Annotated in this window: 16 protein-coding genes; 3 read left to right on the forward strand and 13 right to left on the reverse strand. The window is 69.3% G+C overall.

Annotated elements, in window-relative coordinates; translation table 11 throughout:
- Positions 1–6: 6 nt before the first annotated feature.
- From purL to HKD39_RS07530, 4 genes are all read right to left on the reverse strand, one after another.
- Positions 7–2,388, reverse strand: a complete 2,382-nt coding sequence (gene purL / locus HKD39_RS07515; protein WP_171199232.1) for a phosphoribosylformylglycinamidine synthase subunit PurL — start codon at positions 2,386–2,388, stop codon at positions 7–9.
- Complete coding sequence (purQ, locus tag HKD39_RS07520) at positions 2,385–3,101, reverse strand: phosphoribosylformylglycinamidine synthase subunit PurQ (RefSeq protein ID WP_171199233.1); 717 nt, start codon at positions 3,099–3,101, stop codon at positions 2,385–2,387. The genes purL and purQ overlap by 4 nt, the downstream gene beginning before the upstream one ends.
- Positions 3,098–3,412 (reverse strand): phosphoribosylformylglycinamidine synthase subunit PurS, encoded by a 315-nt coding sequence (purS, locus tag HKD39_RS07525; protein WP_171199234.1) that lies wholly within the window; start codon positions 3,410–3,412, stop codon positions 3,098–3,100. Before purS ends, purQ begins: the two co-directional genes overlap by 4 nt.
- Positions 3,413–3,517: 105 nt before the next feature.
- A complete protein-coding gene (locus tag HKD39_RS07530; RefSeq protein ID WP_171199235.1) occupies positions 3,518–4,882 on the reverse strand; it encodes an acyltransferase family protein in 1,365 nt (454 codons plus the stop codon).
- Positions 4,883–5,048: 166 nt separating this feature from the next.
- Here HKD39_RS07530 and HKD39_RS07535 point away from each other — a divergent pair, with 166 nt between their 5' ends.
- Positions 5,049–5,798, forward strand: a complete 750-nt coding sequence (locus HKD39_RS07535; RefSeq protein ID WP_171199236.1) for a CPBP family intramembrane glutamic endopeptidase — start codon at positions 5,049–5,051, stop codon at positions 5,796–5,798.
- 144 nt (positions 5,799–5,942) lie between these two features.
- On the opposite strand, the gene HKD39_RS18705 is transcribed toward HKD39_RS07535, so the two are convergent.
- Positions 5,943–7,118, reverse strand: a complete 1,176-nt coding sequence (locus tag HKD39_RS18705) for a CAP domain-containing protein (RefSeq protein WP_212754186.1) — start codon at positions 7,116–7,118, stop codon at positions 5,943–5,945.
- Between the two features lie 133 nt (positions 7,119–7,251).
- Here HKD39_RS18705 and HKD39_RS07545 point away from each other — a divergent pair, with 133 nt between their 5' ends.
- Positions 7,252–7,884: an MBL fold metallo-hydrolase gene (locus HKD39_RS07545; RefSeq protein WP_171199237.1), complete on the forward strand. Its 633-nt coding sequence runs from the start codon at positions 7,252–7,254 to the stop codon at positions 7,882–7,884.
- Positions 7,885–7,890: 6 nt separating this feature from the next.
- Here the strand turns inward: HKD39_RS07545 and HKD39_RS07550 are convergent, their stop codons facing one another.
- From HKD39_RS07550 to HKD39_RS07570, 5 genes are all read right to left on the reverse strand, one after another.
- Positions 7,891–8,757, reverse strand: a complete 867-nt coding sequence (locus tag HKD39_RS07550; protein ID WP_171199238.1) for an ABC transporter permease — start codon at positions 8,755–8,757, stop codon at positions 7,891–7,893.
- Positions 8,754–9,776, reverse strand: coding sequence for an ATP-binding cassette domain-containing protein (locus tag HKD39_RS07555; protein WP_171199239.1), 1,023 nt, complete (start codon positions 9,774–9,776; stop codon positions 8,754–8,756). The genes HKD39_RS07550 and HKD39_RS07555 overlap by 4 nt, the downstream gene beginning before the upstream one ends.
- A 120-nt stretch (positions 9,777–9,896) precedes the next feature.
- Positions 9,897–10,142: a DUF2630 family protein gene (locus tag HKD39_RS07560; protein ID WP_171199240.1), complete on the reverse strand. Its 246-nt coding sequence runs from the start codon at positions 10,140–10,142 to the stop codon at positions 9,897–9,899.
- 120 nt (positions 10,143–10,262) lie between these two features.
- The gene (locus tag HKD39_RS07565) at positions 10,263–11,159 is read right to left on the reverse strand and encodes a phosphoribosylaminoimidazolesuccinocarboxamide synthase (RefSeq protein ID WP_171199442.1); all 897 of its coding nucleotides are present in this window, start codon (positions 11,157–11,159) and stop codon (positions 10,263–10,265) included.
- 32 nt (positions 11,160–11,191) lie between these two features.
- On the reverse strand, positions 11,192–13,279 hold the full coding sequence (locus HKD39_RS07570; RefSeq protein WP_171199241.1) for a M3 family metallopeptidase: 2,088 nt from the start codon (positions 13,277–13,279) through the stop codon (positions 11,192–11,194).
- 520 nt (positions 13,280–13,799) lie between these two features.
- On the opposite strand from HKD39_RS07570, the gene HKD39_RS20405 reads away from it, so the two are divergent.
- Positions 13,800–14,147: an RNHCP domain-containing protein gene (locus tag HKD39_RS20405; RefSeq protein ID WP_212754188.1), complete on the forward strand. Its 348-nt coding sequence runs from the start codon at positions 13,800–13,802 to the stop codon at positions 14,145–14,147.
- On the opposite strand, the gene HKD39_RS07580 is transcribed toward HKD39_RS20405, so the two are convergent.
- The 3 genes from HKD39_RS07580 to HKD39_RS07590 form a co-directional block, all read right to left on the reverse strand.
- A complete protein-coding gene (locus tag HKD39_RS07580; protein WP_171199243.1) occupies positions 14,093–16,474 on the reverse strand; it encodes a GH116 family glycosyl-hydrolase in 2,382 nt (793 codons plus the stop codon). The two genes, HKD39_RS20405 and HKD39_RS07580, sit on opposite strands and share 55 nt — an antisense overlap.
- An 87-nt stretch (positions 16,475–16,561) precedes the next feature.
- The gene (locus HKD39_RS07585; protein ID WP_171199244.1) at positions 16,562–17,155 is read right to left on the reverse strand and encodes a GNAT family N-acetyltransferase; all 594 of its coding nucleotides are present in this window, start codon (positions 17,153–17,155) and stop codon (positions 16,562–16,564) included.
- A gap of 129 nt (positions 17,156–17,284) precedes the next feature.
- Complete coding sequence (locus HKD39_RS07590; RefSeq protein ID WP_171199245.1) at positions 17,285–19,393, reverse strand: NAD(+) synthase; 2,109 nt, start codon at positions 19,391–19,393, stop codon at positions 17,285–17,287.
- Positions 19,394–19,405 lie beyond the last annotated feature (12 nt).

Consider the following 19,405-nt stretch of genomic DNA (forward strand, 5'->3'; position numbering starts at 1 on the left):
ACGCCCTCAGCCGAACAGCTCGGGCAGGGTGCGGCTCCACACCTGCCGGAGCTGCGGCACCGGGACCGTGCCGACGCCGTCGATGGTCAGCGCGCCGTCGGCAGTGATCTCGCCGAGCCGCTGCACCGGCACGCCCGCCGCCGTGCACCGCGCCAGCACCTGGTCCACCAGCTGGGCCGGCACCGTCAGCAGCGCCCGCGCCGACGACTCCGAGAACATCGCGGTGAACGCATCGAGGTCACCGTCCGGCCCTGTTGTCGGCAGGCTCACCCGCAGCCCGGCGTCCGGCTCGGCGCAGTGCACCGCCAGCTCGGCCAGGCCCTGGGCGAGACCGCCCTCGGACAGGTCGTGCGCGCCGCTGACCAACCGGTCGGACGCAACAGCCTGCAGCAACTCGGCCAGCCGGCGCTCGGCTGCCAGGTCGACGACGGGTGGTTGCCCGCCGAGGTGACGGTGCTCGACCGCCGCCCACTCCGACCCGTCCAGCTCGTCGCGGGTATCCCCGAGCAGCAGCACCACATCGCCGGAGCTGTTGCGCCCCAACGGAATCCGGTTGCGGACGTCGTCGACGACACCGAGCACGCCGATCACCGGGCTCGGCAAGATCGCGGTGCTGCCGGTTTGGTTGTAGAAGCTGACGTTGCCGCCGGTGACGGGCACGCCCAGCTCGCGGCAGCCGTCGGCCAGGCCGCGCACGGCCTGCTGGAACTGCCACATCACCGCCGGGTCCTCCGGCGAGCCGAAGTTCAAACAGTCCGTCACCGCAAGGGGTTTAGCCCCTGAGACCGCCACGTTGCGGTAGGCCTCGGCCAGCGCCAACTGCGCTCCGCGGTACGGATCCAAAGCGGTGTACCTGGAGTTGCAGTCGGTGGCCATCGCGACGCCGCGCACCGAATCGTCGGCCACCCGCACCACACCGGCGTCGGCGGGCTGCGCCAGTACCGTGTTGCCGCGCACGTAGCGGTCGTACTGGTCGGTGACCCAGCTGCGCGAGCACAGGTTGGGTGAACCGGCCATCCGCACCAGCAACGGCATCAGCTCGTCGTGCGCGGGCCGCGGCAACGACGCAGACGTGTTGGCCTGCAAGGCATCCTGCTGATCGGGGCGCTGCACAGGACGCTGGTAGACCGGCCCGTCGTGGGCCACCGTGCGGGGCGGAACATCGACGACCGTCTCGCCCTGGTGGGTGATCACCAGCCGGCCGGTGTCGGTCACCTCGCCGATCACCGCGGCCGGTACCTCCCACTTGGCGCAGACGTCGAGAAACGCCTGCACCTTGTCCGGAGTCACCACAGCGCACATCCGCTCCTGCGACTCCGACGAGAGCACCTCGGCGGCGGTCATGTTGTCCGCGCGGCGCGGCACCTGATCGAGGTCGATATGCATGCCGCCGGTGCCGGCGGAGGCGAGTTCCGAAGTGGCACAGGACAATCCGGCGCCCCCCAGGTCTTGGATGCCGACCACCAGATCGGCCGCGAACACCTCGAGCGTGCACTCGATCAGAACCTTCTCGGCGAACGGGTCGCCGACCTGCACGCTCGGCAGTTTCTTCCGGCCGGCGCTGGAACTCTCGTCACCGCCGAAGGTGTCGGAGGCCAGCACGCTGACCCCACCGATGCCGTCCAGCCCGGTGGCCGAGCCGTACAGGATCACCTTGTTGCCGACGCCGGAGGCGTGCGCGGTGTACATGTCGTCGGCCCGCAGCACTCCGATGCAGCCGGCGTTCACCAGCGGGTTGCCGGCAAAGCTGCCGTCGAAGAACACCTCGCCGCCGATGTTCGGCAGCCCGAGGCAATCGCCGTAGCCGGCCACCCCGGCGACGATGCCTGGCACCACTCGCTGCGAGTCCGGGGCGTCGGCAGGCCCGAACCGCAGCTGATCGGTGACGGCCACCGGGCGGGCGCCCATCGCCAGGATGTCGCGGACGATGCCGCCGACGCCGGTGGCGGCGCCGGAGTAGGGCTCGACGTACGACGGGTGGTTGTGCGATTCCACCTTGAAGGTGGCGGCCCAGCCGTCGCCGATGTCGACCACACCGGCGTTCTCGCCGATCCCGGCGAGCATGGCCGAACGCATCTCGTCCGTTGTGGTCTCACCGAAGTACTTCAGGTGCACCTTCGACGACTTGTAGCTGCAGTGCTCACTCCACATCACCGAGTACATGGCCAGCTCGGCGTCGGTGGGGCGGCGGCCGAGAATGTCCCTGATCCGTTGGTACTCATCATCTTTCAGGCCGAGCTCGCGATGCGGCTGCGGTTGCTCCGGCGACGCGGCGGCCTGCTCGACGGTGTCCTCGGAGACCACGGGGTCCGTCACACCGGCAGCCGCCGCACCCTGCGGGGCAGCACCGTCGGCAACAGCGCCCATGGCCGGATCAACCGTCGTCATGCCGTCACCGCCGTGGTGAGCGCCGCGACCGCGGCGGTGAACATGGCCAGCCCGTCGACGCCCCCGCCGGCGCGCGGCCCGGTGAGTTCCTCCACCGCGTGCTCGGGGTGCGGCATCATGCCGAGCACCCGGCCGTCGGCGGAGCGGATACCGGCGATGTCGTTCATCGAGCCGTTCCAATTGCCTTGGCCGGCAACGGTTTCGCCCACATAGCGCAGCGCCACCAGTCCCTCACCCTCGAGTCGTTCGAGATCGCCTGGCAGGGCGACGTATCGGCCCTCGGCGTTCTTCATCGGGATGACGATCTGCTGGCCGGCGCGGTACCCGCTCAGCCACACCGTGTCCGTCGACTCCACCCGGAGCAGTTGGTCGCGGCAGATGAACTTCAGGCCGGCGTTGCGCACCAGTGCGCCCGGCAGCAGCCCGGCCTCGCACAACACCTGAAACCCGTTGCAGATCCCCAACACCGGCATGCCACCGCGGGCGGCGTCCACCACCGCGCGCATCATCGGGGCCTGCGCGGCGATGGCGCCGGCCCGCAGATAGTCGCCGTAGGAGAAGCCGCCGGGGATCACCACGGCATCAACACCCGACAGCTCACTGTCGGCGTGCCACAACGGAACCGGCTCGGCGCCGGCGATCCGCACCGCCCGCGCGGCGTCGACGTCGTCGAGGGTGCCGGGAAAGGTGATCACCCCGATCCGCGCGGTCACGGCGTTACCGTCGTTCCGGACGATTGCGGCTGCCCGTCGGCAGCGGCACCGGCGGCACCAGCAGCGCCGGCGGCGGTGTCGAGCCGGGTGACCGTCCAGTTCTCGATCACCGGGTTGGCGAGCACCTGCTCGGCCAGCTGCTCGAGGTCGGCGTCTGACACCGAATCATCGACGTCCAACTCGAAGTGTTTGCCCTGCCGGACACTGCTGACGCCCGGGTGCCCCAGCCGGCCGAGCGCCGCCAGAATGGCCTTGCCCTGCGGGTCGAGGATCTCGGGCTTGATGACGACATCGACGACGACACGCGCCACAAACGGCTCCTGGGTGGGAAGAGGCGCGGCCGCGAACCGGCTCAGCGCGCCACGGTGCGGGATTCACCGCCCATTCTAGTCAGGTGGTCAGGCCTCGTCGCGTGGTCAGGCACGGACCGGCTGGTCGCCGCCGTCGCCGACCTCGGGGTCGTCGACCACCTGACGCGGCTCCACCTTGACCGGCTGGTTCTGCCAGCGGCGACCGAACAGGTAGATCACCGGAAGGGTGCAGATCAGCGGGAAGATGATCTCCACCGGCCGCAGCAGCCACCAGGTGGTGGTCGGTGCAACGCCCTGCTCCTCCCGGCCGAAGATGGTCCATTCGATTGCCCTGGCCAGCGCCATCCCGGTGGTGTGGAACAGGAACAGCGGCATCGCGAACCGGGTGAACAACGCGGTGGCCTTGGCGAAGGTCTTGCCGTGCGCCAACCCGCGCAGCACCGCGGGCCGGACGATCTCGGCCACCCCCACCTGCAAGAACGTCAGCGCGATGATGCACACCGTCGGCGGCGCCATGTTCGACGCCTCGCCGGGCACGCCGACCATCGACCCCGGGTACAGCCCGGAGAACACCAACCCGATCAGCGCGAACAAACCGGCGAGGGCCATCAGCCGGCCGGTGTGCAGCGACCGCGGCGACTGGTACTGCCAGTCGATGCGACCGTCGGAATACCGCGGGGCGTCGTTCAACCCGGTGATCTGGGTGTGGAAGTAGCCGAGCTGGAAGGCGAACCCCCACACGAAGATCATGTTGAGGAACGGCACGTACGGGATCTGGTAGCGGAACCGCAGAATGTCGACGATCACCGCCAACCCGGCGAGCACCACCAGCACCAGGTTGCCGTACCGCCGGTTCAGCCACACCGACAGCGGCATCAGCGCGATCAGCAGCATGTACGCGGCGATGAACCACAGCGGCGAGACCACCATGGTCACCGCTTTCCAGGTCCAGCTGATGTCGAAGACGCTCACCAGCACGATGCCGATGACGATCCACACCCCGAGCAGCGCCGCGGCCGGGATGCCCAGCGCCTTGATTTGCCGCAGCACGAACACCCAGACGCTGTCGCCGCGGGCGGCCGCCCGCTGCCAGGCCTGCAGGTGCACGTACCCGCCGATGTAGAAGAAGATCGGCATCACCTGCAGCAGCCAGGTGAAGATCCACAGCCCTGAGGTGAACCCGAGTGGGCTGGTGGCATAGGGCCCGTCGTCGGTCCAGATCAGGATGGTGAAGCACCAGTGCCACAGGATGACGACCAGCAGCGAGAACGCGCGCAGGAAATCCGCGTAGGGATCGCGCTGGGTGCGCGGTGCCGACCGGCGCTCCGGGCGCGCTCGCGGCGGCACCGGCTGCGCCGGCACCGGGTGCGACGAGCTCGCGGGTTGCAACGGCTGCACCGGGTGCGGCGGGCGCGCCGTGGCGGCCACGTCGCCGCTCCTGGCGGCCGCTGCATCACCGTCGGCCTTCATCTCGCACCCTCAATCGGTCCGGCTCGGGTCAATGCCGCTGGCCGGGTCGGCTCGGCCGGCCCGTTCGGCACTGTTTGCTCCGTTGGCACCTGTGGCAACGGTTCCGTGCGGCATTCTCATTCCGCCTCATTCCGGGCCACATCCCCAACGGGTAGAGGATAGAAGCATGAGCGCCCCCGCCCGGAGTCAACCCGCGCACCCGGGTGGCACCCATCCGACCCGGCGCCGGCACCTCGCGCTGGTGCTGGCGGTGCTGGTGTTGATCGGCAGCAACGTGATGGCCAACCGAGTGCTGCCGGAGTGGGGGTACGTGCCATGGAACCTGACGATGGCCGGTTTGTTGCTGCTCATCGCCGCGTGGGCCGGCGTCGGCCCGACGGCGGTCGGGCTTGGCATCAAGCATTGGCATCGGCCGGTCGGTGTCGGGCTGCTGTTGGCGGCGGCGACGGCGTTGATCTTCGCGATCGGAATGCTGATTCCCAGCACCCGCAGCGCCTTTTTCGACGAGCGCGCGGCCCAGGCGTCGATCTGGGTGATGCTGTTCCAGGTGCTGATCAGGATCCCGCTGGGCACCGTGATCCTCGAGGAGATCGCCTTCCGTGGGGTGCTGCCCGCATTGTTCGGTGCGGCACCGTCGATCCGCTGGCGGTGGGGTCCGGTGCTGGGCGCGTCAACGCTGTTCGGGATGTGGCACATCCTGCCGTCGATCGGCATCAACACCGGTAACAGCGCCGTGAAGGACGCGCTGGGCGGCAGTCAGCTGCTCACCACGCTGCTCGCTGTGGTGTCGATGACGATCGCCGGTGTGCTGATGTGCGCGCTGGCCCGGCTGGGTAAGGGCGTCAAGACGACGATGCTGCTGCACTGGGCGACGAACTCGCTCGGCTTCGTCGCCGCCTGGCTCATCATGCACTGACGGCGGCAGCCGCTGAATCAGGCACTGACGGCGGCAGCCGCTGAATCAGGCACTGACGGCGGCAGCCGCTGAATCAGGCACTGACGGCGGCAGCCGCTGAATCAGGCACTGACGGCGGCAGCCGGTGAATGAGGCACTACGGGGTCAGCCGAAGTTCTGCACCCAGTACTTGCGGTAGGCGTCGGTGGAGTCGGCGACGCCGACGCCCATGATGCTGAACTGCGGCCGCAGGATGTTCTCCTTGTGGCCCGGTGAGTTCATCCAGGCGCTCATCACCGCTTCCGGCGTGAGATACCCGGCGGCGATGTTCTCCCCTGTCAGGTCTTTGGCGCAGCGCCCCTGCAGCAGTGACTGATGCCGGAAGTCGCCGGTGCGGGCCATGTATGCCGCCCACGGCTGGGCGTACTTGATCTCAAGGCAGTCGCTGTATTTCAACGCGGCGCGGCCGGCTTTGGCCCGTTCCCCGTTGGTGAGCACCCAGACGCGGTAGCGGGGGTTGTCGGCGCGGACGGCCATCGGGGTCACCGCCCTGTTGCCGTCCCAGTCGCCGAAGACAACGGTGTCCGACGGTTGGCCCCAGGCCACCGTCCTGGTGGCGGCGCCGCCGCTGACCGCGTCGCGCAGGTAATAGGTGTTGCCGCGGCGCACCCCGAACGAGTCGATGCGGTCGCCGTTCCAGTCGCCGCTGACGGCGGTATCGGTGGCGAGCCCGTAGTTGAAGGTGAGGTCGGTGCGGTTGCTCAGCGAGTTGCTGACGTAGATGGTCGACCCGCGGCGCAGGGCAAAGGTGTCGCGTCCGTCGCCGTTCCAGTCACCCACCAGCACCGCGTCGGTCGACCGGCCCCAGGTGAACTCGTGGGTGGTCGGCGGGGTGTCGCCGATGGCGTCGGCCAGCAGGAAGGTGTTGCCGCGGCGCACCCCGAGGCTGTCCTTGCCGTCACCGTTCCAATCGCCCACCACCACCTGGTCGGTGGCGCGACCGTAGTTGATGACGCGGTTGCTGCCGCCGCTGGTCAGCGAATCCCGGAAGTAAACAGTCAGGCCACGGCGAACCGCGACGGTGTCCCGGCCGTCGCCGTTCCAGTCGCCCACCAGCACCCGGTCACCGACAAGTCCCCAGTTCGTCATGCCGCCGAAGAATCCGCTGAAGTCGTTGGCGTACAGCAGGTTCAACGTCGGGGTTGCCGCCGTGGCGGCCGGTGCAGTCACCGTCGTGGAGACCACCGGGGCGACGAGGGCGCAGATGCCGGCCAGCAGCCTGGCCCGCCGACGGCGAGGCGTCCGGTACCTGCTTCCGGCCGGATCGAGTGGCTGTCGCATGTCGATTACGCTACGTCGATAATTGATTCGTGAGAATGTCTCAACAGTAAGTTAACTCGACAGGCGAGACGCTTGCTACGGACGGTCGCCGCTGGTCCGGACGAGCCGCCCGCATCCGGCATAGGGTCGGGGTATGCAGATCACCAAGTACGGCCATTCCTGCCTGCACGTCACGGACGGTGACGCCAGCATCCTGGTGGACCCCGGCGCGTTCTCGGAGGGCTACGAAGACCTGCGCGACCTCACCGCGATCCTGGTGACCCACGTGCACGAGGATCATCTGGACGTCGCCAAGGCTGCGGAGCTGGTTCGCAACAACCCGCAGGCCACCGTGTACGCCGACCCCGCCGCCGCCGAGAAGCTGGACGCGGCCGGCGTCACCACAACGGTGGCCAAGGCCGGCGACGCCTTCGACGTCGGCACCAGCGTTCAGGTGGTCGGCGAACTGCACGCGGTGATCCACCAGGATCTCCCGCGCAACACCAACGTCGGCTACCTGATCGGCGGCCGGCTGCTGCACCCCGGCGACGCGCTGATCGTCCCGGACCAGCAGGTGGAGATCCTGGCCATCCCGGTGATGGCACCGTGGATGGCGCTCAAGGAGGCCGTCGACTACGAGCGGGCCGTGCACCCCAAGGTCGCCATTCCGATTCACGACGCGCTGATCAAGCCGTTTGCGGCGATGTTCTACGGCCGCCTCACCGAGCTCGCGCCGGCGGGCACCACCTTCATCGAGCTGACCGACGGCAAGCGGATCGAGCTGTAGCCGGAGTCAGTCGGTGGTGCGGCGCCGGTAGGCGCGCAGCGCCAGCGGCGCCACCACAACGGTGATCAGTACCGACCAGCCCAACGACACCCACACCGCGTGCCGCAGCGGCCAGGCCGCGCTCGGCGCCAGGTCGGGATAGTTGTCCCAGAGCTCACGCAGCGCCTGCACCAGCGCCGAGATCGGGTTCCACTCCGCGATGGTGCGCAGCCAGGTCGGCATGTTGGCCGGCGGGGCAAAAGTGTTGGCCAGGAACGTGATCGGGAACATGGTGGTGAACATGACGCCGTTCACCGCCTCGACCGAGCGCATCGCCGAACCGACCCAGATGCCGATCCAGATCATCGCGAAACCGAACGCCAGCAACAACAGGAATGCCAACACCGCGTTGGCCGGCCCGCCGCCGATCCGCCAGCCGATCACCAGACCGGTCAGCGCCATCACCACGATGCCGATGCTGGAGTGCAGCAGCGCCGCCAGGCTGCGGCCGACCAGCACCGAAGACCGCGACATCGGCAGCGACCTGAACCGGTCGATGATGCCCTTGTCCAGGTCGTTGTTGAGGCCGATGGCGACGATGAACGACGCGAAAGCCATGGTCTGGCCCATGATTCCGGGCAGCAGCCACTCGCGGTAGTTGACGCCGCTCTGCCCGCCGATCTGGATGGAGCCGCCGAACACGTAGGCGAACAGCAGCACGAACATGATCGGCTGGATGGTGACGTCCATCAGCATTTCCGGCTGCCGTTTGATGTGCCGCAGGTTGCGGCGCACCATCACCAGCGACTCGGCCAGCACCCCGCGCGGATGGATCTCCGGACGGTCGGTGGTCAGCCCGATGCCGGGTTGCAGCCCGGCGGTGGGGGTGCTCATCGATTGCCCTTCCCAGTGCTCGCTTCGGTCGGTGCGGTGCCGGAATCGGAACCGCCGGCCGCGTCTTCACTCGGCTCGGATTCGGCGCGGTGCCCGGTGAGCGCAAGGAACACGTCGTCAAGGCTGGGGCGCTTCAGTCCGAGGTCGTCAATCTCAAGGCCGCTGGCGGAGAATGCCTCGGCGATGCGGGTCATGTCGCTCAGCCCGGCGGCCGGCGCGGTGAGCTGCCGGGCGTCGGCGTCGACGTGCACCTCGCCGGTGAGCGGCGCCAGGATCGCCTCGGCGGCCGCGACGTCTTCCGGGTGCGACATGGTCACCACGACGGCAGCCTGGCCGGACGAATCCTTCAGTTGCAGCGGGGTGCCGGCGGCGATGATGCGGCCCTGGTCGATCACCACCACCTCGTCGGCCAGCCGGTCGGCCTCCTCCAGGTACTGGGTGGTGAGCACCAAGGTGGTGCCGCCCTTCACCAGTTCGCGCAGCGCATCCCACAGCTCCTGACGGCTGCGCGGGTCAAGGCCGGTGGTCGGCTCGTCGAGGAACAGTACCGGCGGGACGGCGACCAGGCTGGCGGCCAGGTCGAGCCGCCGCCGCATGCCGCCGGAGTACTGCTTGACCACCTTGTCGGCGGCGTCGGCGAGCGAGAAGCGCTCGAGCAATTCGCCGGAGATGCGTTTGGCCACACCGGGTTTGATGCCGTAGAGCTCGCCGATCATCCGCAGGTTCTCGCGACCGGTGAGCAGCTCGTCGACCGAGGCGGCCTGGCCGGTGAGGCCCATGTTGCGACGCACCTGGTCTGGTTGGGAGATTACGTCGTACCCGGCGACCCGCGCGGTGCCCGAGGTCGGCACGGACAGCGTCGTCATCATCCGGACGGTGGTGGTTTTGCCGGCACCGTTCGGCCCCAGCAGGCCGAGCACGGTGCCCTGCGGCACCACGAAGCTGACGTCGTCGACAGCCTTCTTGTCGCCGAAAGTTTTGACAAGGTGGTCGGCCTCGACGGCCGGGTCTGCGGGCATGCCGCCACCCTAGGCAACGGCACCGACAGCGCGCACATGAAAAGTGTGATGTACCGGCCGTGCCGGATACCTCAGCAGCGCTCGGTATCCGCTCCGTCGTCAGGCGTCAGCCGGCAGGCGTCAGGACAGGTAGTCCTCCACCACGTCGGCGGGACGCTCGGTTGCCTCGTTCGGGTTCTGCCCGAACTCCCGCTTGGCGTCGCGCTGGCGCACCAGATCCCACAGCCGGTCCAGCTCCACCTCGATGCCCTTCAACCGGGTCTGCCCGGTCTCCGAGTCGACCTCGCCGGAGGCCACCTTGGCGCGCAGGTCGCGCTGCTCGTCGCTGAGCTCGTTGATCTTCTTGTGCAGTTCTTCATCAGCCATGCGGCCATGATGGCATCCCCCGCCTGGTCGCAACACCGCCCGACGCCCGAGCGATCGACCAGCGTCCCCGCCGCCGACCGGATCCGTCCCGGCGGCAACCGAGTCCAGGGCCGGACGCCGTCAGATCCAGTCGGCGAAGCGCCGACCCGAGACCAGCTCGTAGGCGGAGATGTAACGGTCGCGGGTGGCGGCCACCACGTCATCGGGCAGCGGCGGGGGGGGCGCGTCGGCGGCCCGGTCCCAGCCGGACGCCGGTGAGGTCAGCCAGTCGCGGACGTACTGCTTGTCGAACGACGGCTGCGCCCGCCCCGGCGCGTAGCCGTCGGCAGGCCAGTACCGCGACGAGTCCGGGGTGAGCACCTCGTCACCCAGCACCAGGCGACCGTCGCCGTCGGTACCGAACTCGAACTTGGTGTCGGCCAGGATCACCCCGCGGGAGCGGGCGTGCTCGGCCGCCAACCGGTAGATCCGCAACGTCAGCTCGCGCAGCTCATCGGCCCGCTCGGCACCGACGGTCGCCGCCACCTGCGCGAAGTCGATGTTCTCGTCGTGCGCGCCGAGCTCCGCCTTCGCGGCCGGGGTGAAAATCGGCTCCGGTAGCTGCGACGCCTCCACCAGGCCGGCCGGCAGCGGTATTCCGCACACCCCGCCGGTGGCGGTGTAGTCGGCCAGCCCGGATCCGGTCAGGTAGCCGCGGGCCACGCATTCCACCGGCACCATGTCCAAGCGCCGCACCAGCATGGCCCGTCCGCGCACCTGCTCGGGGATGCGGGCATCGTCCACCGCCACCACGTGCGAGGGCACCAGGTCGGCCAACAACTCGAACCAGAACATGCTCATCGCGGTGAGCACCCTGCCCTTGTCCGGGATCGGCGTCGGCAGCACGTGGTCGTAGGCGCTGATCCGGTCGGACGCGACGAACAGCAGCAACCCGTCGTCACTGCCGGAATCCGGTGCCGGACGGTAGATGTCGCGCACCTTGCCGGACGTCACATGGTCGAAACCGTTGAGTGGCAGCGGTTCCGGCGCCTGCCGGCCGGCTGGGGCCGTCACGCGGACGGCTCCGCTGTCAGCCCGCGCCGGCGCAGCAGCGGGGTGATGTCCGGAGCGTGCCCCACCACCGAGCTGAAGGCGCCGACCGGATCGACCGAGCCGCCGACGGCCAACAGCTTGCGGCGGAACGTTTCTCCGTTGTCGCGGGTCAACCCGCCCGATGCCTTGAACCACTCGACGGTGTCGGCATCGAGTACCTCGGACCAGATGTAGGAGTAGTAGCCGGCCGAATAGCCGCCGTCACCGGAGAAAATGTGCTGGAAGTACGGCGTGCGGTACCGCGGCGGGATCAGCTCCATGGCCACCCCGGCGGACTCGAGGGCCTGCTGCTCGAAGTCCATAGGGTCGTCGATCACGTCGCCAGGGGTCAGCCGGTGCCAGGCCTGGTCGAGCAGGGTGGCAGCAAGGTACTCCACGGTGGCGAAGCCCTGGCCCCACAGTTCGGCGGCCTTGATGGCGTCGATGTGTTGCTGCGCAAGCTTTTCGCCAGTCTGGTAATGCACGGCGTAGTTGGCCAGGATGTCCGGCCACTGCACCCACATCTCGTTGACCTGGCTGGGGAACTCGACAAAGTCCCGCGGCACGTTGGTGCTGGCCACCCGCGGGTAGGTGACGTCGGAGAACAAACCGTGCAGGGTGTGCCCGAACTCGTGGAACAGGGTGCGGACCTCGTCAAGGGTGAGCAGGGCGGCCTCGTCGCCGGGCGGCCGTGGGATGTTGAGGTTGTTCACCACCACCGGCCGGTCGCCGAACAGCTTGTTCTGCTCGACGAAGGCGCTCATCCAGGCGCCGCCGCGTTTGGTGTCCCTGGCGAAGTAGTCACCCAGGTAGAGGCCGATGGGCTTGCCGTCGGACTCGGGCCCGTCGAACACCTCCCACACCCGGACGTCCGGATGGTACGACTGCAGGTCTTCCCGCCGGGAAAACGTGATGCCGTACAGCTTTTCGGCGGCGTGGAACACTCCGTCGTGCAGCACCCGGTCAAGTTCGAAGTAGGGGCGCAGGGCGGCCTCGTCCACCCGGTACTGCTCTGCGGAGACCTTGGCGGAGTAGAACGCCCAGTCCCACGGCTCCAGGTTGATGCCGTCGCGGGCGGCAACCTCGGCGAGCACCCTGGCCTCGGCCCGCGCATTGCGCATCGCCGGTTCCACCAGCTGGCCGAGCATCGCGTCGACCGCAGCGGTGGTCTTGGCGGTCTGGTCGGCGGCGATCTGGTCGGCATGGGTGGCAAACCCCAAGAGCTGCGCGGCTTCCGCTCGCAACTGCGCCATCTCTGCCGCGACGACGGTGTTGTCGTGCTCGCCGGCCATCGCTCGGTTGACCGACGCCTCGTACAGCCGGGCGCGGACGTCGCGGTCGGTGAGGTCGGCCAGCAGCGGCTGGTTGGACGGCAGGATGAGCGAGATCAGGTACTTGTCCGGATGACCCTTCGCCTGCGCCGCCGACTTGGCGGCGGCGATCGCGTCCGGGCTGGCACCGGCCATTTCGTCCGCAGAGTCCAGCAGCAGCGCGCTGGCCTCGGTGTCCTTGAGCAGGTTGCTGCCGAACTTGGCGCCCAGTTCGGCGATCCGGCGGTTCAGCTCGGCCAGCTTGGCGCGCTGTTCGTCGTTCAGCGCGGCACCGGCCAGCACGAAGTCGGTGTGGTACCGCTCCACCAACGCCAGCTGCTCGGGGGTGAGGCCGGCGTCGTTGCGCTGCCGGTGGACCGCGTCGATCCGCGCGAACAGCTCAGGGTTCAGCTTGATGGCGTCATTGTGCGCTGCGTACTTCGGCGCCAATTCTTCTTCCAGCGCCAGCATCTCGTCGTCCGCGTTCGATGCGGTCAGGTTGAAGAACGCGTACAGCACCCGACCCAGCAGCCGGCCGGATCGTTCCATCGCCTCGACGGTGTTGGCGAACGTCGCCGGCTCCGGATTGCTGGTGATCGCCTCGATCTCGGCGAGGTGCTCAGCGGTGCCTGCCTCGAACCCCGGCCGGTAGTGCTCGATGCGGATGTCGGCGAACCGCGGCAGCTGGTACGGCAGGTCGGACGGTGCGGCGAACGGGTTGTCGGCCGGGAGGGCGGGTGCCTCAGCGCTGGTCATGGGAGAAAGTTCATCACACCGCCGAGCGCACCCGAATCGGCCTGCAGTTCCAGCAGTGCACCTCGCGCTGCCCTGTCCCACCGAATCCACTGGCCTTTGCGGCGCCGGCGCGGGAGACTCGGGTCCGTCCCGCCGCAGCAACAGCCGGCAACGTCAACCATCAAGGGGGTGCCGATGCCACTCGCGCGCAACGGACAGGTCTGATCCGCAGGGGAAGACGCCTGGGGGAAATCCCCAGCCGGTGCGGCGGAGCGAACACCTACCGGTGGCACCATGGCGGCGCCCGCGGTCACAGCGGAGTCGTCTAGGTGACAGTGGCCAGGGAACCTGGTCGAGGTCCGGATCCGCATCCAACCGGTCACGATGGCCGACCCGATGCAGTGAAGCAGGAACCGGAAGTAATCGCGCAAGGCCCCGGTCAACGGGGCCGGCGGTGAATCGTGTCCCTCGCTCCGCCCAGCCCGCACTCCCAAGAACCAACGCAACCCTGCTCGCACGTCGATCCCTCGGATTCGGCGATGTGGAGCAGACCTTGTCCCGCACCAGTTCTCGGCGTGCCGAGAATGTTTCCTTCACCTGCCTGCACTGCGGTGCCGCGGTGTCCCCCAGTGCCACCGGCAGCTTCCGTAATCACTGCCCGCGCTGCCTGTGGTCGCGGCACGTCGACGTGTTTCCCGGCGACCGGGCGGCAGCCTGCGGCGGCCCGATGGCACCGGTGGCGCTCGACCATGCGGCGAAGGGCTGGGTGATCGTGCACCGCTGCACCGCATGCGGGCACACCAGCCGTAATCGAGCGACGCTGGACGATCCGATTCAGCCGGACGACCCGGCCGCGCTGGCGGCGCTGTCCGCGTTGCCGCCGCCGTGAGCCGGCGCGCTCCGGTGCTGGTGCTGCCAGGCCGCGAGCAGCCCCCAGGCCGCCATGCTGCGCGCGTAGTGGTGACCGCATTCGGGTTCCGAGAACGGGTTCCTGGCCCGCCCGTCGTGGCGCGCCCGCACCGCCGCCACCACCTGTTCGGCGTCGGCCAACCGGCCCTGCAGCGCCAGGCCGATGGCCGCGGTGTACTCGATCCCTGTCCAGGTTTCCGCCCAGTACGGGAACGGGTGCGCAGGGCGATTCCCGTTGGGGTAGCTGGCATTCACCAGGCCGGAGTCCCCCGAGCTGGCATAGCTGCGCCGGTCGTTCGGCCTCCGGCCGGCGTCCGGCAGCCAGTTGTACCGCAGCACCGCGTCGATCGCCGCCGCCAGGTTGCCTGCCGCCAGCGGCACCGACAGGCCGGACAGCTGCGCCTGGTACACCCCCGCCAGTTGATCGGCGCCGCAGCCGGAACCCAACTGCCGCAACACTTCCGGCTCGGTGCCGTCGCCCGGGTCGAGCTCGGCGACGTGGTTGCGCGGGTCACGCACCCCGGCGGCCGGCTCGCCGTCGGGGCGGATCACCCGCTGGGCGTAGTACTCGCCGGTGAACAGCTCGCGGTCGGTGGCCGCCGCGCCGGCGGCCAGCAGCCGCCGGCAGGTGTTGGCACAGTCGTTGTCGCCCACCGCTTCCGCCAGCTGCGCCGCGGCGGCCAGGCCACCCAGGTACCACGACTGCACGTAACCGGACGGCCCGTAGTACTCCACGTCCATGGTGTTGTGCTGGCAGCCCTCCATCAGCCCGTCCCGGTCGGCGTCCCAGCCGCCGGGCTGCCAGCTGTACTCCAGCGCTCGCCGCACCCCGGGCCACAGCTCGCGCAACTGCGCGTCGTCACCGGTGGTGCGCCAGGTGCGCAGCAGCCGCACAACGCTGCCCCACTGCCCATCGGCGGCCGCCACCCGCCATGCGGTACCGCGGCTGGGCGGCAGCGCGGCCCGGAAGCTCATCAGGCCCGCGTCGTCAAGGCTGTCGACGAACTCGGTGCGCCGCATGCTCCACGCCAGGTCGCCGAACAGGTCCTCCACCGCGTACTGGTAGTTCCAAACGTGCGTGCAGTTGCCGAAGCAGCTGCCGGAGCCGTCCCACACGCCTTCCCAGCCGTAGAAGCGCCCGTCGCCGATGCGGAAGCAGGTGGGCGAGCGCAGCACCGCCAGCGAGCTGAGTGCGGCGTCCGCGACCACCCGCGGCACGCCACCGCCGACAACGCCGGTGACGAACTCCGTTGTCGCCGTTTCCAGCTGCGGCAGCTGCGGCAGAAAGCGGGCAAGTACCGCTGCGGCGTCGGCGCCGAGTCCGGCGTAGTAGTTGCCGACCGGCTCGGCGGCGACGGCGTCGCTGTCGCCCCAGACCCGGCGCTGCGGGACGTGCCAGGCGATGACGAACTCCAGCACGCTCTCCCCGCCGGGCGGGACGTCCCGGGTGATCACCACGGTTCCGGTCGGCGCGGGCTCGCAGCCACCTGCCAACGCGGGTTCGCTGACCTGCCCGGTGCCGGCGAACTCGTCCCAGAACTCCAGCAGGTCGTAGCTGAAGCCGGCGAACCGCCGCCAGTAGCCGGTGCGGGAGCTGGCGCCGCCGACGGCGGCGACGGCAAGGGTGCCTGCCGACTCCAGCGGGCTTTCCGGCGGACCGCTCGCCACCAGCACATCCGCCCCGTCGAGCCGCTGGTGCCGCAGCACCGGCGCGGCGTCGGGCAATTGTCCATCGGCGCCCGCACCCAACGGGTTTCGCACCGACAACGCGACCGAGACCTGCTGGCTGACGGCGCCAGGGTTGCGAACGCCGACCCGATACACGGCCACCGGCCAGCCGCTGGCGTCGCTGTCGCCGGGAACCAGCGGGTTGAACGCCCCGACGGTGACGTCGATGGGCAGCTCAGGGTCGGTGAGCCGGACGCGGCCGAACGGGTAGCCGGCGATGAACTCGGCTTCGGAGAACCGCGGCAGCCCGGCGGCCGGGCTGCGACTGCCGTCGGCGCCCCAGCGTTCCAGCGCCGTCAACGGGCCCTCCAGCACCCGGCTGACCCGGCCGTCACCCTGGTGCCCGGCCTGGCCGGAAGCGACCGGCGCCACCGAGATGGCCGCAAAGGTGCGCGGGCTGAACCCCTTCGCCGGCCGGCCGAAGATCTCCCAGTCCAGGAACTGGCCGCGGCCGCCGAAGCCGATCGCGCCGGTGCCGATACCGCCGACCGGTAAGGCGATCCGGCTCAGCTGATCGCCGCGGTAGCGGGCGGTTTCGGGCCACTGGTCGGGATGGCTGGCTGTCCGCTGGGTGGACATGACGCTCCTGGTGGAAGGGCACGGCGTGGTGGAAGGGCACGGCGTGGTGGAAGGGCACGGCGTGGTGGAAGGGCACGGCCGGTCGGCTCAGAAGTCCACGCGCATCACAACTTTGCGCTTAGTCGGCTGGTGAACCTCGGTGAAGCCCGCTTGCGCGAAGGTGTCCCGGGTACCGACATAACCGCCCTCGACGAGATCGGGATAGCCCTCGATGGCTCGCGCGCCGCTGGCCCTGGCGAATTCGACGGCGGCGCCGGCCAGTGCATGGCTGATGCCGCGGCCCCGATAGCCGACCCGGGTCACGAAGCAGGTCAACGCCCAGACTCCGGCGTCCTGCTTGTCCTCATCGCGGCCGTCCCACGGCACGCGGTTGTTGCGCAGCATGCGCGGGTGAGCCGGTCGTGGGGCGACCGCGCACCAGCCGGCCGGCTCACCGTCGAGATAGGCAACCAGGCCTGAGGTGGTGGCGGCGTCCGGTTGCCCGCAGGCCGTCTGGTCGGCAAGGCGCGCGGCGAGTTCGTCGGGGCCTTCCGAGTTCCAGGTCTCACCCGGATCCATCCGTAGGCGTTGACACCAGCACCGGGCCGCATCGCCGCGCGTGCCGAACACCGTCTGCAGATCGGACCAGCTCGCCTCGTTGGCTGGCACGATGGTCAGCCCAGGAACGCCGTCGGTCACCATCTCGGTAGCGTACGCAGGCGATTCGCTGTCGTCACCACAAACGAGCCCGTTGTAGCCAAACGCGCCCGTTGCAACAGGCGCGTTTGCGCACAACGGGCGCGTTCTGCGATGGGAACGGCGAGGCCAGTCTCAGCCCGGGATGCGCTCCCAGTCGGCCAGCCAGGCGGTGGCGGTGCCGTCGGACGGGGCCCGCCAGTCGCCGCGCGGCGACAGCGACCCGCCGGCAGACACCTTGGGACCGTTGGGCAATGCCGAGCGCTTGAACTGACTGAAGGCGAAGAACCGACGCAGGAACACCTCCATCCAGTGTTTGATCTCGGCGAGGGTGTAGGCGGGACGCTCCGCACCGCCGTAGCCGGGCGGCCACTCGCCGGCCTCGGCATCGTGCCAGGCCTGCCAGGCCAGGTAGGCGATCTTGGACGGCCGGAAGCCGTACCGCAGCACGTAGTAGAGGGTGAAGTCCTGCAGGTTGTACGGGCCGATGACCGCCTGGGTGCTCTGCGGCTGTGCACCGTCGGTGGCCGGCACCAGCTCCGGCGAAATCTCGGTGTTCAGAATGGATTCCAGGATCTCGCCGGCCTCGTCGGAGAACAGCCGCTCGCTGATCACCCACCGGATCAGGTGCTGGATAAGGGTTTTCGGCACTCCGGCGTTGACGCCGTAGTGCGACATCTGGTCGCCAACTCCGTAGGTGCACCAGCCCAGCGCCAGCTCCGACAGGTCGCCGGTACCGAGCACGATGCCGCCGCGGTGCCCGGCGATGCGGAACAGGTAGTCGGTGCGCAGGCCGGCCTGCACGTTCTCGAAGGTGGTGTCGTACACCGGTTTCCCGTCGGCGAACGGGTGCCCGATGTCCCGCAGCATCTGCTCGGCGGCGGGCCGGATGTCGATCTCGGCGAAGCTCACCCCGAGGGCGGCGCACAACCGGGTTGCGTTGTTCTTGGTGTGCTCGCTGGTGGCGAACCCCGGCAAGGTGTAGGCCAGAATGTCGCTGCGCGGGCGCCCCAGCTGGTCCATCGCCCTGGCCGCGACGATCAGGGCGTGGGTGGAGTCCAATCCACCGGACACCCCGATCACCACGGTCGGCTTGCCGATGGACTCCAGCCGGCGCGCCAGGCCGTACACCTGAATGTTGTAGGCCTCGTAGCAATCCAGCGCCAACCGCTGCGGATCGTTGGGCACGAACGGGAACCGGTCGAGCGGGCGCAACAGCTCTGTGTCGGCCGGCTCCTGCTGCGGCGTCAGCAGCGAGAACGGCTTGCGTCCGAGGTCGAACTCGACGGTGCGGAACACCAAGCGGCCGGCGAGCTGGCGGGCATTGTCGTCGAAAGAGCCCTGCCGCAACCGATCCTGCCGGATCCGGTCGAGGTCGACGTCGACCACGGTGGCGCGCGGTCCGTCCGGGAAGCGATCGGTCTCGCCGAGCAGATCGCCGCACTCGTAGACCATGGTCTGGCCGTCCCACGACAGGTCGGTGCTGGACTCACCCGCGCCGGCGGCGGAGTACACATAGGCGGCAAGGCAACGGGCGGATGCCGAGCGGCACAACAACTTCCGGTCTTCCGCACGCGCCACGGTGATCGGACTGCCGGACAGGTTCAGCAGCACCGTCGCCCCGGCCAGCGCCGCCTCGGCGCTCGGCGGCACCGGCACCCACATGTCCTCGCACACCTCGGCGAAGAAGGTGAACCCTGGTACGTCGACGGAACGGAACAACAGGTCAGGCCCGAACGGGATCTCCTCGGCCGTCTCCCCCGGCCCGTCCATCACCGGATGCGGCAGCGGCACCGACAGCGTGATGGTCTCGCCGCTGAGTTCGTCGCCGGCGGCGAAATGCCGCTTCTCGTAGAACTCCCGGTAGTTCGGCAGGTACGACTTCGGCGCCACCCCGAGCACCCGGCCCCGGTGAATCACCACGGCGCAGTTGTACAGCCGGTGCCGGTGCCGCAGCGGCGCGCCGACCACGATCACCGGTTCCAGCTGCAGGCTTGCCGCGGCCAGAGTCCCGATCGCCGCCTCCACCTGATCCAGCACCGCGTCCTGCAACAGCAGATCGTCGATCGCGTAGCCGGACAACGCCAGCTCCGGGAACACCGCGAGCGTCACCCGGCTGGGAGCCAACTCGTTGAGCTGGGCGATGATGGCCGAGGCATTGCCGGCGGGATCGGCGATGGTCTGCGGCATGGTGCAGGCCGCGACCCGCGCAAACCCGTGGGACTCGGCGGCGAAGAAGTCCATGCCGCAAATCTA

Origin of the sequence: Nakamurella aerolata, from assembly GCF_013002705.1 — a bacterium.
GTDB lineage: Bacteria > Actinomycetota > Actinomycetes > Mycobacteriales > Nakamurellaceae > Nakamurella > Nakamurella aerolata.

Bases quoted from the DNA above. Each gene is read 5' to 3' on its own strand.
- HKD39_RS07560 (WP_171199240.1), bottom strand. From the start codon at position 10,142: ATGGCTGATGAAGAACTGCACAAGAAGATCAACGAGCTCAGCGACGAG.
- HKD39_RS07535 (WP_171199236.1), top strand. From the start codon at position 5,049: ATGAGCGCCCCCGCCCGGAGTCAACCCGCGCACCCGGGTGGCACCCAT.
- HKD39_RS07545 (WP_171199237.1), top strand. From the start codon at position 7,252: ATGCAGATCACCAAGTACGGCCATTCCTGCCTGCACGTCACGGACGGT.
- HKD39_RS07555 (WP_171199239.1), bottom strand. From the start codon at position 9,776: ATGCCCGCAGACCCGGCCGTCGAGGCCGACCACCTTGTCAAAACTTTC.
- purL (WP_171199232.1), bottom strand. From the start codon at position 2,388: ATGACGACGGTTGATCCGGCCATGGGCGCTGTTGCCGACGGTGCTGCC.
- HKD39_RS07530 (WP_171199235.1), bottom strand. From the start codon at position 4,882: ATGAAGGCCGACGGTGATGCAGCGGCCGCCAGGAGCGGCGACGTGGCC.
- HKD39_RS18705 (WP_212754186.1), bottom strand. From the start codon at position 7,118: ATGCGACAGCCACTCGATCCGGCCGGAAGCAGGTACCGGACGCCTCGC.
- HKD39_RS07590 (WP_171199245.1), bottom strand. From the start codon at position 19,393: ATGGACTTCTTCGCCGCCGAGTCCCACGGGTTTGCGCGGGTCGCGGCC.
- HKD39_RS07550 (WP_171199238.1), bottom strand. From the start codon at position 8,757: ATGAGCACCCCCACCGCCGGGCTGCAACCCGGCATCGGGCTGACCACC.
- HKD39_RS07585 (WP_171199244.1), bottom strand. From the start codon at position 17,155: ATGGTGACCGACGGCGTTCCTGGGCTGACCATCGTGCCAGCCAACGAG.
- HKD39_RS07580 (WP_171199243.1), bottom strand. From the start codon at position 16,474: ATGTCCACCCAGCGGACAGCCAGCCATCCCGACCAGTGGCCCGAAACC.
- HKD39_RS07570 (WP_171199241.1), bottom strand. From the start codon at position 13,279: ATGACCAGCGCTGAGGCACCCGCCCTCCCGGCCGACAACCCGTTCGCC.